The organism is Streptomyces sp. NPDC031379, from assembly GCF_055569615.1.
This window is the reverse complement of the sequence record NZ_JBVIIT010000002.1, coordinates 453,814-466,720: the sequence shown is the minus strand read 5'-3', so window position 1 is coordinate 466,720 and position 12,907 is coordinate 453,814. Positions and strand designations below refer to the sequence as shown.

General features: G+C 72.9%; 10 protein-coding genes. 5 read left to right on the top strand and 5 right to left on the bottom strand.

Annotation, left to right across the window (positions count from 1 at the left end):
* Nucleotides 1-141: 141 nt before the first annotated feature.
* Genes ACZ5CW_RS04870 through ACZ5CW_RS04850 form a run of 5 tightly spaced genes read right to left on the bottom strand, consistent with a single transcriptional unit; the run spans nucleotide 142 to nucleotide 5,809 of the window.
* A complete protein-coding gene (locus ACZ5CW_RS04870) occupies nucleotides 142-1,452 on the bottom strand; it encodes a DUF58 domain-containing protein (RefSeq protein WP_468598384.1) in 1,311 nt (436 codons plus the stop codon).
* Nucleotides 1,452-2,441 (bottom strand): AAA family ATPase, encoded by a 990-nt coding sequence (locus ACZ5CW_RS04865; RefSeq protein WP_468598409.1) that lies wholly within the window; start codon nucleotides 2,439-2,441, stop codon nucleotides 1,452-1,454. Before ACZ5CW_RS04865 ends, ACZ5CW_RS04870 begins: the two co-directional genes overlap by 1 nt.
* Nucleotides 2,441-3,637, bottom strand: coding sequence for a DUF4350 domain-containing protein (locus tag ACZ5CW_RS04860; RefSeq protein WP_468598383.1), 1,197 nt, complete (start codon nucleotides 3,635-3,637; stop codon nucleotides 2,441-2,443). The genes ACZ5CW_RS04865 and ACZ5CW_RS04860 overlap by 1 nt, the downstream gene beginning before the upstream one ends.
* Nucleotides 3,634-4,413 (bottom strand): DUF4129 domain-containing protein, encoded by a 780-nt coding sequence (locus ACZ5CW_RS04855; protein ID WP_468598382.1) that lies wholly within the window; start codon nucleotides 4,411-4,413, stop codon nucleotides 3,634-3,636. Before ACZ5CW_RS04855 ends, ACZ5CW_RS04860 begins: the two co-directional genes overlap by 4 nt.
* Before the next feature lie 4 nt (nucleotides 4,414-4,417).
* Complete coding sequence (locus tag ACZ5CW_RS04850) at nucleotides 4,418-5,809, bottom strand: glycerophosphoryl diester phosphodiesterase membrane domain-containing protein (protein WP_468598380.1); 1,392 nt, start codon at nucleotides 5,807-5,809, stop codon at nucleotides 4,418-4,420.
* Between the two features lie 140 nt (nucleotides 5,810-5,949).
* Between ACZ5CW_RS04850 and mtnA the strand changes: the two genes are divergently transcribed.
* The 5 genes from mtnA (at nucleotide 5,950) to ACZ5CW_RS04825 (ending at nucleotide 12,842) form a co-directional block, all read left to right on the top strand.
* The gene (gene mtnA / locus ACZ5CW_RS04845) at nucleotides 5,950-7,092 is read left to right on the top strand and encodes an S-methyl-5-thioribose-1-phosphate isomerase (protein ID WP_468598378.1); all 1,143 of its coding nucleotides are present in this window, start codon (nucleotides 5,950-5,952) and stop codon (nucleotides 7,090-7,092) included.
* 299 nt (nucleotides 7,093-7,391) lie between these two features.
* On the top strand, nucleotides 7,392-8,060 hold the full coding sequence (locus ACZ5CW_RS04840; RefSeq protein ID WP_468598377.1) for a hypothetical protein: 669 nt from the start codon (nucleotides 7,392-7,394) through the stop codon (nucleotides 8,058-8,060).
* Nucleotides 8,061-8,232: 172 nt separating this feature from the next.
* A complete protein-coding gene (gene mtrA / locus ACZ5CW_RS04835) occupies nucleotides 8,233-8,922 on the top strand; it encodes a two-component system response regulator MtrA (protein WP_191870552.1) in 690 nt (229 codons plus the stop codon).
* A 1-nt stretch (nucleotide 8,923) separates the two neighbouring features.
* A complete protein-coding gene (gene mtrB / locus ACZ5CW_RS04830) occupies nucleotides 8,924-11,020 on the top strand; it encodes an MtrAB system histidine kinase MtrB (protein WP_468598376.1) in 2,097 nt (698 codons plus the stop codon).
* Nucleotides 11,010-12,842: an LpqB family beta-propeller domain-containing protein gene (locus tag ACZ5CW_RS04825; protein WP_468598374.1), complete on the top strand. Its 1,833-nt coding sequence runs from the start codon at nucleotides 11,010-11,012 to the stop codon at nucleotides 12,840-12,842. The genes mtrB and ACZ5CW_RS04825 overlap by 11 nt, the downstream gene beginning before the upstream one ends.
* Nucleotides 12,843-12,907 lie beyond the last annotated feature (65 nt).

Genomic DNA, 12,907 nt, shown 5'->3' with positions numbered 1-12,907 from the left:
GCAGGGGGGACCCTGTGGGAGAGTAGGACGCCGCCGAACAAATTTTGGGAAAACCCCCGCATCGAAAGATGCGGGGGTTTTCTGCGTTCAGGGTCCTTTCAGGAGTGGAGCCGACCCTCAGGGGTGCGTGGACGGCACGGCTCAGAGCCGGCCTGCCGCCTTGAGGGCCAGATATGCGTCCGCCAATGCCGGCGCCAGATCATCGGGAGTCGCGTCCACGACCGTCACACCGTGCCGGCGGAGTTGGTCCGCTGTGCGCTGACGCTCGCTCTGCGCCTGGGCGGCTGCCGCAGCCTCGTACACCGCCTCCGTACTCCCCCGCGCCTTCGCCATGTCGGCGATATGCGGGTCCGCCACCGAGGCGACCAGGACGGTGTGGCGCTTGGTCAGCTGGGGAAGCACGGGGAGCAGGCCCTGTTCCACCGGTGCCGCGTCGAGCGTCGTGAACAGCACGACGAGGGAACGCCGGGATGCCGTACGAAGGGCCGTGGCGCTGAGACCGCGAGCGTCGGTCTCGACGAGTTCCGGTTCGAGCGTGGCCATGGCGTTGACCACCGAGGGCAGCACGTCACCCGCCGAGCGGCCCTGGACCAAGGCGCGTACCCGACGGTCGTAGGCGAGCAGATCCACGCGGTCACCGGCGCGGGAGGCGAGCGCCGCGAGGAGCAGCGCCGCGTCCATGGAGGCGTCGAGGCGCGGGGCGTCGCCCACCCGTGCGGCCGAGGTGCGGCCGGTGTCCAGGAGCAGAAGGATGTGGCGGTCGCGTTCGGGGCGCCAGGTGCGGACGGCGACGGCGGACTGGCGAGCGGTGGCACGCCAGTCGATCGAGCGGGTGTCGTCTCCGGGCACGTACTCGCGCAGGCTGTCGAACTCCGTTCCCTCACCGCGGGTGAGCACGCTGGTGCGCCCGTCGAGTTCACGCAGCCGGGCGAGTTTCGACGGGAGGTGCTTGCGGCTGGTGAAGGGGGGCAGAACGCGAACCGTCCAGGGAACCTTGTGGGAGCCCTGGCGGGAGAAGAGACCCAGGGGGCCGTAGGAGCGGATCGTCACGCGGTCGGCCTGGCGGTCGCCGCGGCGGCTGGGGCGCAGTCGGGTCGTCACCCGCCGGCGTTCACCCGGGGGGACGGTCAGGCGGTGGCGCGAGGCCTCGACCTCGGTGCCCGGCTGCCAGCTGCTCGGCGGCCATGCGTCCCGCAGCTGGGCCCGCAGCGGTCGGCGGGCCGGGTTGCTGATCGTGAGCGTGACCTCGGCGGTCTCGCCGAGGCGCGTGGAGGTGTCGCCGGACCGGGTCAGGCCGAGCCGTCGTACGGGTGCGGCGAGCGCGTAGTCGCAGGCGCACGCCAGAGCCAGCGGGCCGTTGACCGCGAGGATGCCCGTCCAGCCGGGTTCCAGGACGCCGACGGGGATCGAGCCCAGGGCCGCGAGGAGGGCGGCACGTCCGGTGAGCGCCATCAGCGGGGGACCGGGACGTGGGCGAGGACGGCGTTGATGACGGCGTCCGCCGTCACTCCTTCCATCTCGGCCTCGGGGCGCAGCTGCACGCGGTGGCGCAGAGTGGGCAGGGCGAGGGCCTTCACGTCGTCGGGGATGACGTAGTCGCGTCCCGTCAGCCAGGCCCAGGCGCGCGCGGTGGCGAGGAGAGCGGTGGCGCCGCGCGGGGAGACGCCCAGGGTGAGCGAGGGCGACTCGCGGGTGGCGCGGCAGATGTCCACGACGTAGGCGGTGATCTCGGGGGACACGGTCGTCTTGGCGACCGCGGCGCGGGCGGCTTCCAGGTCGGCGGGGCCCGCGACGGGGCGTACGCCGGCGCCGCGCAGGTCGCGCGGGTTGAAGCCCGAGGCGTGGCGGGTGAGGACGTCGATCTCGTCCTGCCGCGAGGGCAGAGGGATCGTCAGTTTGAGGAGGAAGCGGTCCAGTTGGGCTTCGGGGAGAGGGTAGGTGCCCTCGTACTCGACGGGGTTCTGGGTCGCGGCGACCAGGAACGGCTCGGGGAGCGGGCGGGGGGTGCCGTCGACGGTGACCTGGCGTTCCTCCATGGCCTCCAGGAGGGAGGACTGGGTCTTGGGCGGGGTGCGGTTGATCTCGTCCGCGAGGAGGAGGTTGGTGAAGACCGGGCCGGGCTGGAAGGAGAACTCGGCGGTGCGGGTGTCGTAGACGAGGGAGCCGGTGACGTCGCTCGGCATCAGGTCGGGGGTGAACTGCACGCGCTTGGTGTCGAGTTCGAGAGCGGATGCGAGGGTCCGGACGAGCAGCGTCTTGGCGACTCCGGGGACTCCTTCGAGGAGGACGTGTCCGCGGCAGAGGAGGGCGACGACAAGGCCGGTCACGGCGGGGTCCTGGCCGACCACGGCTTTGGCGATCTCGGCGCGCAGGGCTTCCAGGGAGGCACGGGCGTCGCCCGCGTCCCCGGCCCGCCCGGCGTTGTCAGTGGTCGGGTCCATCATGAACGGCGTACCTCTCTTTCGAGGGCGTCGAGTTGGTCGGTCAGTGCGATGAGGGCCGCGTCGTCGCCGGGCGGCGGTCCGAAGAGAAGGGGGTACAGGGTCTGTCCGTCGCCGGCGAGGTGGGCGGACAGGGCGGGGAGCAGGGCCTCGGGCGTGTGCGCCTGGGTGACGGGGACGCCGACGAGGGGGGCGAGGCGCGTGCGCGTGGCGGAGCGAAGAGCGGCGGCCGCGCGGTCGCGGGCGTCGGCTTTGCGGTAGAGGCGGGCGCGGCCTTCTGCGGTCTCGGAGGCGCGGATCGCGACCGGGAGTCTTTCGGGTACGAGGGGGCCGAAGCGGCGTGCCCGCCAGAAGGCGGCGAGAACCGCTGCGACGAAGAGCTGCAGGGTGCCCCACAGCCATCCGGAGGGGAGCAGGTCGAGGAAGTCCTTCTGCTCGCCGGTGTCGGTGGCGGAGGAGTCGGAGAGCGAGGGGAGGTACCAGACCAGATGGGGGCGGGAGCCGAGGAGTTGAAGGGCGAGCGAGGCGTTGCCCTGCTCGTCGAGGCGGTCGTTGTAGAGGATGTCGGGTGCGCCGAGGACGACGGTGTCGCCGTCCCCGGATGCCGCGGGGATGCGCAGCAGGGTGGCGAGGCGCTCGCTGGGGTAGCAGGAGTCGGCGTCGAGGTGGGTGGTGGTGTAGCGGATGCCGCCGGTGTCGGCGCTGCCCGCGCGCCGGGCCTCGGGCAGGGCGCAGTCGGGTGCGAGGGTGGAGCGGACGCTGTTGGCGGGGTCCGCGGTGACTCCGGGGGCGAGCCGCTCGACGGAGGAGCTGCCGGCCGCGACGAGGACGGTGCGTCCACCGGACGGCGCCGTCGCCTTGTGCAGCTGGGTCTGTTGACGGCTGGTCAGCAGGTCGGGGACGGCGACCAGGACCGTGGTGTCGGGGCCGGCGGCGGCGCGTGCCGCGTCGAGCGTGGTGACCACGCGCGTGGACACCCCGCGGTCGGCCAGGAGTTGGGCGACGGCGCGGCTGCCGTAGGCGTCGGCGGAGCGCGGGTCCAGGGCGCCGTGCCGGGCGGTGGAGCGTACGGCGGCCATGGCGACGGCCGCGGCGAGGATCAGTACGGCGGCGAGGGTGATGCCTCGTGCGCGGGTCCACACCTGGCGGGCGGTGGGCGCGGTGGAGGTGGTCGACAGGGTGGCCTCGGTGGTCACTCGGTGGCCCCCCGGCGGGCGTTGGGGGCCGTGCCGGCGGAGCTGTCGGCGAGGGTGGGCCGGGTCCGTTCCAGGTCACGGTCGAGTTCGGCGAGGCGGTGGTACGACTGCTCGCTCGCCCTGCGTCCGCCGTATGTGACGTCGTCGAACTCCCGGGCAGCGGCGCGCAGTCGCTCTGTGTGCGCGGGCAGGGCGCGGCCGGCCTCGGCGGCTGCTTCGTCGGCGGTGCGGCCGGGGCGCGCGTCGAGCAGGGCGCGCTCCTCCAGCGAGCGGACGATGGCCCTCATGCGTTCCTGGACGGCCTGGTTCCAGTGGCCCTGGGCCGCGTGTGCCTCGGCGGCCGCCCGGTGTTCGGCGGCGCTGCGGGGCCGGTCGTCGAAGAGGACGGCGGCGGAGGCGGGCCGGCGGCGCGGGGTGCCCAGGCGCCACCACAGGGCGGCCAGCACGGCGACGACGAACAGGATCACGACGAACAGGCCGACCGGGCCGCCGGGTGTCGCCGAGGCGGCCGTGCCGAACAGCCCGTCGACCCAGTCCCAGAAGGCGTTCAGGGCACGCTGCAGCAGACCGGGGTCGTTCTCGTGGTACATCCGCTTGGACAGCTCACGCCGGGCGGCCTCCCGCGCGGGGTCGCGCGGGATGGTCACGGGCGGCTCGTCCCCCGAACCGCCTGCCGCCGGGACGACGGTGCCCGTCGCGCGCAGCAGGCCCTGTACGACCGTGCCGCCGGCGCCGGACATGGCCTCCGCCGTGAGAACTCCCCCCGTGAGACTCACCGCATCAGCTCCCCGGGACGGCGCCGGGGGTGCCGGTGCCGTAGCCCTGGACACCGGCGGCGCGGGCCAGTTCGAGGTCGAGGGCCTCGCGGCGGATGCGCTGGTCGATGTAGAGGAGCACGGTGACGCCCGCGCTGATCGGGAGGGTGAGCGTGGTGCCGATCAACGAGCCGATCCCGCGGATGATCAGGAACGCCCAGCTGACGTGTCCGGAGCCGGTGCCGAACAGGTTGCTGATGCTGTCGCCGCTCACGGCGGCCCCCATCAGGGCGAAGGGGATGGCGACGAGCGAGGCGACGATGTTGGTGATGAGTCCGGTGAGCAGCACGATGCCGAAGACGCGCCACCAGGAGCCGCGCACCAGCTTCGTGGAACGGCTCATGGCCTTCACGATGCCCTGCCGTTCCAGCATCAGGGCGGGCGTGGCCAGGTAGAGGCGGATCATCAGCCATCCCGCGACGACGAGCGCCGCGAGGATGCCGAGGGCCAGCAGGGCCGCTCCGGCGCCGTCGCCGCCGCCGGAGAGCAGGACGAGGAGCCCGGGCAGCGTCCCGGCGAGGCCCACGCCGACGACGATCAGGCCGAGCAGCAGGAGCAGGCCGAACAGCCTGGGGATCTGGGGGCGGGCGTCGCGCCAGGCCTCGCCGGTGCTGACCGGCTTGCCGAGGACGGCACGGCTGGTGATGGTCGTCAGCAGGGCGGTCGCGACGATGATGGCGATCGTGGAGATCACCGTGACGATACCGGTGCCGATCATGGTTTCCCGCAGGGCCCGGAGGACGTCGTCGGGGGTGGCGCTGCGGTCGTCGAACGACGTCTGGGCGATGGTGTCGTTCATGACGAAGCCCTGCACGAGGACCAGCGTCGTGTCGACGAGCAGAGCGACCGCCAGGGAGATGCCGAGCACCGTGCGCCAGTAGGTGCGCATCGTGGAGACGGCACCGTCGAGGATCTCGCCGACGCCGAGCGGGCGCAGCGGGATGACACCGGGCTTGGCCGCGGGCGGGGGGCCGCCCCAGCCGCCGCCCCACGCTCCGTAGCCACCGGGGGTGTTGTAGCCGCCGGGGCCGGCGGGAGGGCCTGCGTGGCCGCCGCCGTAGCCGCCGGGGCCGGGGGCGCCGGGCGGTCGGCCGCCCCAGCCCGGGCCGGGCGGCGGGGGCGGGGGTGGCGGGGCCTGCTGCGGGTGGGGGGCACCGGCGGGAGCGGACCACTGGCCGGGTGGCGGCTGTTGGCCCGACCACTTCACGCCGGGGGCCGGCGCGTCCGTGCCCGGCTGCGGTGCGGGCTCGGTGGGGCCGGGGCGGTCGGCGGGCTCGGCGGGGCCGGACGCACCGGGTTCCCGCCCCTCGGACGACGGGGCGGATCCGGGCGAGGCCCAGCCCGGAGTGTCTGTCATCGAAGCTCCTTCTCGGTGCCCGACCGCGGTCGCGGCGGCAGGTTGGCAGCCATCGTGCCATGGGGTGGTCATCGGCGGACCGGCCGCGGTAGGGGCTGGACACCTTCAATTGTCCGCCGGATCCGGGGCAGACTGACCGCATGGCTGATCAGCAGGCGCGAACCGGCGGGGACAAGCGGCCGAGCGAGATACCGGCGATCCGATGGGAGGAGCCACCAGAAGGTCCCGTACTGGTCCTTCTCGATCAGACGAGGCTGCCGGCCGAAGAGGTCGAGCTGGTGTGCACGGACGCGCCGGCGCTGGTGGAGGCGATCCGTTCGCTCGCCGTGCGCGGCGCGCCGCTGCTCGGGATCGCCGGGGCGTACGGCGTCGCGCTCGCCGCCGCGCGCGGCTTCGAGGTGGCGGAGGCGGCGCAGGCGCTCGAGGGTGCCCGGCCCACCGCGGTGAACCTGGCCGTCGGCGTGCACCGGGCCCGGGCCGCGCACGAGGCGGCGTTGGCCAGGACCGGCGATCCGACCGCGGCGGCCGCGGCGGCGCTGGCCGCGGCGCGGGCGCTGCACCGGGAGGACGCCGAGGCCAGCGTGCGGATGGCGGCACACGGTCTGGCGTTGCTGGACGAGTTGCTGCCCGGCGGCGGGCACCGGGTCCTCACCCACTGCAACACCGGCTCGCTGGTGTCGGGCGGCGACGGCACCGCTTTCGCGGTGGCCCTCGCGGCACACCGTGAAGGGCGGCTGCGGCGGCTCTGGGTGGACGAGACGCGTCCGTTGCTGCAGGGCGCTCGCCTGACGGCGTACGAGGCGGCCCGCAACGACATGGCGTACACCCTGCTCACCGACAACGCGGCGGGCTCGCTGTTCGCGGCGGGCGAGGTGGACGCGGTGCTGATCGGGGCAGACCGGATCGCGGCCGACGGTTCGGTGGCGAACAAGGTGGGGAGCTACCCGCTCGCCGTGCTCGCGCGTTACCACCATGTGCCGTTCATCGTGGTGGCGCCGCTGACGACGGTCGATCCCGACACTCCCGACGGGGCGTCCATCGAGGTCGAGCAGCGGCCCGGCTTCGAGGTGACCGAGGTGACAGCCCCTCAGGTGCCGGTGACGGGAGCGGGAGGCGGGATTCCGGTGGCCCCCCTGGGGACCCAGGCGTACAACCCGGCGTTCGACGTGACGCCGCCCGAGCTGGTGACGGCCATCGTCACCGAGGAGGGGGTCGTTTCACCTGTGACGGCCGAGGCTCTCGCGGAGCTGTGTGCCAGGTCGGGCCAGGCGACGATCAGCTGATGGGGTGAGGTCGGCTCGACCCGCGGAAACGACCCCTCCGCCTGCGGTGATCCGCGGACGAAGGGGCCGTGACCTTGCCCGCCGGCGTCCCGGGGCGGCGATTTTCCGGAAGATGCCTCATTCGGAAGGTTCCAGTTAGTCCGATTTATTGATCTGCGAGCGTGTTGTCTCATCATCGGACCGATGCTCCCATGTGCCCAGGTCAAGCTCCGCATGTGGCCTCGGGGACCACCCGAGACTTGACAACAAGGAGCACTCACATGAGTCCTGAGCGCAGGACGAACTCGCAATCAGAGGCAGTGGCTCACAGCGGGTTCCACAGAGTCCGCAGGCTGGCCGCGATCGCGACGGCGGTGACGGTCGCGGTGGCGACCCCCGCGGTGGCGGTGGCCGCCAGCGTGACGTCCCAGGCGGGCGTGGCGTACGCCGTCGATCCCCACTGCGACCACGACAAGCCTCGCGGGCAAGGGGGCGGCGACTGCGAGAGCAACCACCCGAAGCCCACCGTCACGGTCACCAAGACGGCAACCGCGACCGCGACGGTGACCGCGACCACCACCGCGACCGCGACGGTGACCGCGACCGCGACGGCGTGCGGCACCGGCGTCGATTCGACGAAGCCGAACGGCATGGAGCAGTTCATCGCCGCCCTGGTCGATGGGGTGCCCTTCGCCGGCAGGCGCCCCAACACCAACACCAACCCGGACAACCCGAACATCGTCTCGGGGCCGGCCAACACGGCCGGCTGGATCGATCTCAGCACGATCGCCGGTTTCCCCACGAACTCCCCGGTCTGCGACGTCTCGGTCGACGCCCAGGGCAGTGACGCCTTTTACAAGATCATCACTCAGGGCGGCTCGGTCTACACCCTGCACTGCGCGGCCAACGGCACCAGTCTTGTCTGTCCCGCCCCGGCGCAGGGGACGACACCTCAGTCCCAGTGGACGGCGGTGACGCCCCAGCCCTGACGGGTGACGACAGGTCTCCGGTAACGGGCGGCCCCTGGCCGGTCACGCAGGGCAGGGGCCGTCAAACGCGCGATCTCGACGGACAGGGGCAGACAGTGACGGCCCCATACGACTATCGTCACCGGCCAGTGACCTCGCTCACCAGCGCCTCTGTCACTGTTACGAGAATGGGATGATGTCGTTTATGAAGGGACGAGTCCTTGTCGTCGACGACGACACCGCACTGGCCGAGATGCTCGGCATCGTGCTGCGTGGTGAAGGTTTTGAGCCGTCTTTCGTAGCCGACGGCGACAAGGCGCTGGCCGCTTTCCGTGAGACCAAGCCCGACCTGGTGCTGCTCGACCTGATGCTGCCCGGACGGGACGGCATCGAGGTGTGCCGCCTGATCCGGGCCGAGTCCGGGGTGCCGATCGTGATGCTCACGGCCAAGAGCGACACCGTCGACGTGGTCGTGGGCCTGGAGTCGGGCGCCGACGACTACATCGTCAAGCCGTTCAAGCCCAAGGAGCTGGTGGCCCGGATCCGGGCGCGGCTGCGCAGGTCGGAGGAGCCGGCGCCGGAGCAGCTGACCATCGGCGACCTGGTCATCGACGTGGCCGGGCACTCGGTCAAGCGGGACGGGCAGTCGATCGCGCTGACCCCGCTGGAGTTCGACCTGCTGGTGGCGCTCGCGCGCAAGCCGTGGCAGGTGTTCACCCGTGAGGTGCTGCTCGAGCAGGTGTGGGGCTACCGGCACGCCGCCGACACGCGGCTCGTCAACGTGCATGTACAGCGGCTGCGTTCCAAGGTCGAGAAGGACCCGGAGCGGCCGGAGATCGTGGTGACCGTCCGTGGTGTCGGTTACAAGGCCGGACCGAGCTGACATGTCCCGGGACAGTGCCGCTTCGGCGCCCGGCGGGTCCGGGCCCCGTCCGGGGCGGCCTGTCGGCCGGTCGGCGGCGGGTGCGCGCTTCAGGCGCCTCTTCGAGGGCGGGCTGCTGCAGGGCGGAGTCCAGGGCAGCCCGGTCCTGCGGCTCTTCCTGCGCTGGGTGCGCCGGCCGCTGCTGCCCGTGATGCGGCTGTGGCGGCGCAACATCCAGCTCCGGGTCGTGGCCACGACCCTGCTGATGTCGCTGGGCGTCGTCCTGCTGCTCGGCTTCGTCGTGATCGGGCAGGTGCGCAACGGCCTGCTGGACGCCAAGGTGAAGGCGTCGCAGAGCCAGGCCACGGGCGGGTTCGCGGTGGCCAAGCAGAGGGCCGACGAGGCGGCCGGCGGCACCGGTACGGGGGCCGGGACCGGCACGGCCGACGGCACCCCGACCCCGGACGGACGGCAGTCGCAGAACGTCATCCAGTGGATGAGCGACCTCGTGGAGTCGCTGTCCAGCGGTGGCGCGGGCGCCTTCGACGTGGCGACGCTGCCCGTGGGCGACGACAGCGGCGGCGGGCGCAGCCCGCGCGGCTCCGGGAACGTCAACCCGACCTCCAGCGTGCCCGCCGACCTTCGCGATCGGGTCAACAGCGGTACGACGGCCGCCCAGAGCTACTCGCGGATCGTGTACGCCAACGGCAAGGAATCCCAGCCGGCGCTGGTCATCGGCAAGCAGGTCAACGACCCCAACGGGCGCCCGTACGAGCTGTACTACCTCTTCCCGCTGACGCAGGAGGAGAAGTCGCTGAGCCTGGTCAAGGGCACCCTCGCGACCGCGGGGCTGTTCGTCGTGGTCCTGCTCGGCGCCATCGCCTGGCTGGTGGTGCGGCAGGTCGTCACGCCGGTGCGGATGGCGGCCGGAATCGCGGAGCGGCTGTCCGCCGGGCGGCTGCAGGAGCGGATGAAGGTCACCGGCGAGGACGACATCGCCCGCCTGGGCGAGGCCTTCAACAAGATGGCGCAGAACCTTCAGCTGAAGATCCAGCAGCTGGAGGACCTGTCGCGGATGCAGCGCCGGTTCGTCTCCGACGTCTCGCACGAGCTGCGCACCCCGCTGACGACCGTCCGCATGGCGGCCGACGTCATCCACGAGGCACGCGAGGACTTCGACCCGGTGACCGCGCGGTCGGCCGAGCTGCTCGCCGACCAGCTGGACCGGTTCGAGTCGCTGCTCGCGGACCTGCTGGAGATCAGCCGGTTCGACGCGGGCGCGGCGGCCCTGGAGGCCGAGCCGATAGACCTCAGGGAGGTCGTCCGGCGCGTGGTCAGCGGCGCCGAGCCGCTCGCCGAGCGCAAGGGCACGCACATACGCGTGCTCGGCGACCAGCAGCCCGTCGTCGCCGAGGCGGACGCGCGCCGCGTGGAGCGGGTGCTGCGCAACCTCGTCGTCAACGCCGTCGAGCACGGTGACGGCAAGGACGTCGTCGTCAGGCTCGCCTCCGCCGGAGGGGCGGTCGCCATCGCGGTGCGCGACTACGGCGTCGGACTGAAGCCGGGCGAGGCGACCCGGGTCTTCAGCCGCTTCTGGCGGGCGGACCCGGCACGCGCGCGTACCACCGGTGGTACCGGCCTCGGGCTGTCGATCGCCCTGGAGGACGCGCGTCTGCACGGCGGCTGGCTGCAGGCCTGGGGCGAGCCGGGCGGCGGCTCGCAGTTCCGGCTGACGCTGCCCAGGACCGCCGACGAACCGCTGCGGGGCTCGCCGATACCGCTGGAGCCGAAGGACTCGCGCCGCAACCGTGGCCTCGACGACGCCGGGCTGCCCCGCGGGAGCGAGGAGAAGCGGGCGACCGTTCCGGTGCAGCAGGGCGGCGCCCAGGCGCCCGCGCTGCCCTCGCGCGCACCGATCGCGCCCCGGCTGGCCACCGTCACCCCCGCCGCCGACCCGACGGCCCTGCCCGGCAACGGCAACGGCGCGCGCGTGGTGCCCCGGCCGACCGGCGGTGGACGGCGGCCGAACGACAAGTCCGCCGACGCACCGGCCCCCGACCCGGGCGCGGCCGCAGCAGAGGACTCGACCGAGCCAGGGGAGGCATTTCGTGGGCGCTGACCGCAAGGGGGGCGCCCGGCGTCAGCCGGGACGTGCGGTGGCGTACACCGCCTTGGGAGCTGTGCTGCTGGCCGGGTGTGCCTCGATGCCCGACAACGGGGACCTGCGGGACGTGGAGTCGACACCGCGGCAGGACACCGGGGTCCGGGTGTTCGCCGTGCCGCCGGCCGACGGCGCCGGTCCGGGCGAGATCATGCAGGGCTTCCTGGAGGCGCTGACCAGCGACGACCCGCAGTACGACACGGCTCGCAAGTACCTGACGACCGACGCGGCGCAAGCCTGGCGGCCCGAGCGGTCGACCACGGTCCTCGCGAACGGGCCGAGCGTCGAGACCGACTGCCAGTCGGGCGGCCGCGAGGAGGCCAACAGCGTCACCTGCGTCCTGGCCGGCAGCCGGGTCGCCACGGTCGACGGGCAGCAGGCGTACCAGCCCGCCGACGGGTCGTACCGCAAGAAGCTGCACCTGACGAAGAGTCCCGAGAGCGGGCAGTGGCGCATCGACGGCCTGCCCGACGGGGTCGTCATGGGCAAGTCGGACTTCCAGCGGAACTACACGTCCGTCGACAAGTACTACTTCGCCTCCAACACGGCGGTCGGGGTGAGCGGGCAGCCGGTGGCGGTCGCCGATCCGGTGTTCGTGCGCGGCAAGGTCGACCCGATGACCCAGATGGTCCGCTCGCTGCTGAAGGGCCCCACCACCTGGCTCGGGCCGGTGGTCAGGTCCAGCTTCCCCACCGGTACGGCCCTGCAGAAGGACGCGTCGGGGCTGACGCCGGACGACCAGAACAAGCTGACGGTGCCGCTGAACCTGAAGGCGTCCCGGGTCGCGGCGTCCAAGTGCACCGAGATGGCGACCCAGGTGCTGTTCACCCTGCGGAACCTCGCGCCGACGCTCGAGTCCGTCGAGCTGCAGGGGCTCGGTGGCGAGCGGCTGTGCGATCTGACCGAGGAGCGCGCCGAGGACGCCGCCTGGCACGGCGCGGCCAAGCGTCCCGAGTACCTGTACTTCCTCGACGGCAAGCACCAGGTGGTGCGGATGCCGACCGGAAGCACCGGTACCGGCGCCGTTCCGGTGCCCGGTCCGCTCGGCGAGGGCGACAAGGGGCTGCGGTCGGTGGCGGTGTCGCGGGACGAGCAGACCGCGGCCGGGGTCGGCAACGGCGGCAGGTCCCTGTACGTGACATCGCTGGCGTCGGGCGGCTCCCTCGGGGAGGCGCTGGTGACCAGTGCCGGACCGACCCCCGTGGAGCGGCTGACGACACCGAGCTGGGACGCCCGCGGGGATCTGTGGGTGGCCGACCGCGACCCGCGGCACCGGCGGCTGAAGGTCGTGGAGCAGGGCGTCGCAGAGCCGGAGGACGTCGCCGTCCCCGACCTGCCCGGGTTCATCAAGGACGCGCGGGTGGCCGCCGACGGCGTGCGGATCGCGCTGGTGGTGGAGAAGGACGGCAAGCAGTCCCTGCTCATCGGCCGGATCCAGCGCGACGACGGGACCGGGCAGGGCATCTCGGTGGACGGCCTGCGGTCCGCGGCACCCGACCTGGAGCAGGTCAGCGCCATCTCCTGGGCCGGGGACAGCAGGCTGCTCGCCGTCGGCCGGGAGCAGGGGGGCGTGCAGCAGATGCGGTACGTCCAGGTCGACGGGTCCGCGCTGGACGGACCGGCCCCCGGGGCGCTGCCGGGTGTGAAGGCGATCGCCGCGTCCGAGGACGAGCGGGTGCCGCTGGTGGCCTACTCGGACGACGGGATCGTCCGGCTGCCGTCCGGGGCGCAGTGGCAGAAGGTGGACAAGGACGGGACGGCGCCGGTCTACCCCGGGTGAGCGGGCCGTACCGGGCCGCAGGCCGGTAGGGGGCGCGCGGGCGCCGGCTTCCGGTGTGCCTGCCC

Excerpts from the sequence above, each read along its gene's own strand:
- mtrA (WP_191870552.1), top strand. The coding sequence starts at position 8,233 with ATGATGTCGTTTATGAAGGGACGAGTCCTTGTCGTCGACGACGACACC.
- mtnA (WP_468598378.1), top strand. The coding sequence starts at position 5,950 with ATGGCTGATCAGCAGGCGCGAACCGGCGGGGACAAGCGGCCGAGCGAG.
- ACZ5CW_RS04870 (WP_468598384.1), bottom strand. The coding sequence starts at position 1,452 with ATGGCGCTCACCGGACGTGCCGCCCTCCTCGCGGCCCTGGGCTCGATC.
- mtrB (WP_468598376.1), top strand. The coding sequence starts at position 8,924 with ATGTCCCGGGACAGTGCCGCTTCGGCGCCCGGCGGGTCCGGGCCCCGT.
- ACZ5CW_RS04850 (WP_468598380.1), bottom strand. The coding sequence starts at position 5,809 with ATGACAGACACTCCGGGCTGGGCCTCGCCCGGATCCGCCCCGTCGTCC.
- ACZ5CW_RS04865 (WP_468598409.1), bottom strand. The coding sequence starts at position 2,441 with ATGGACCCGACCACTGACAACGCCGGGCGGGCCGGGGACGCGGGCGAC.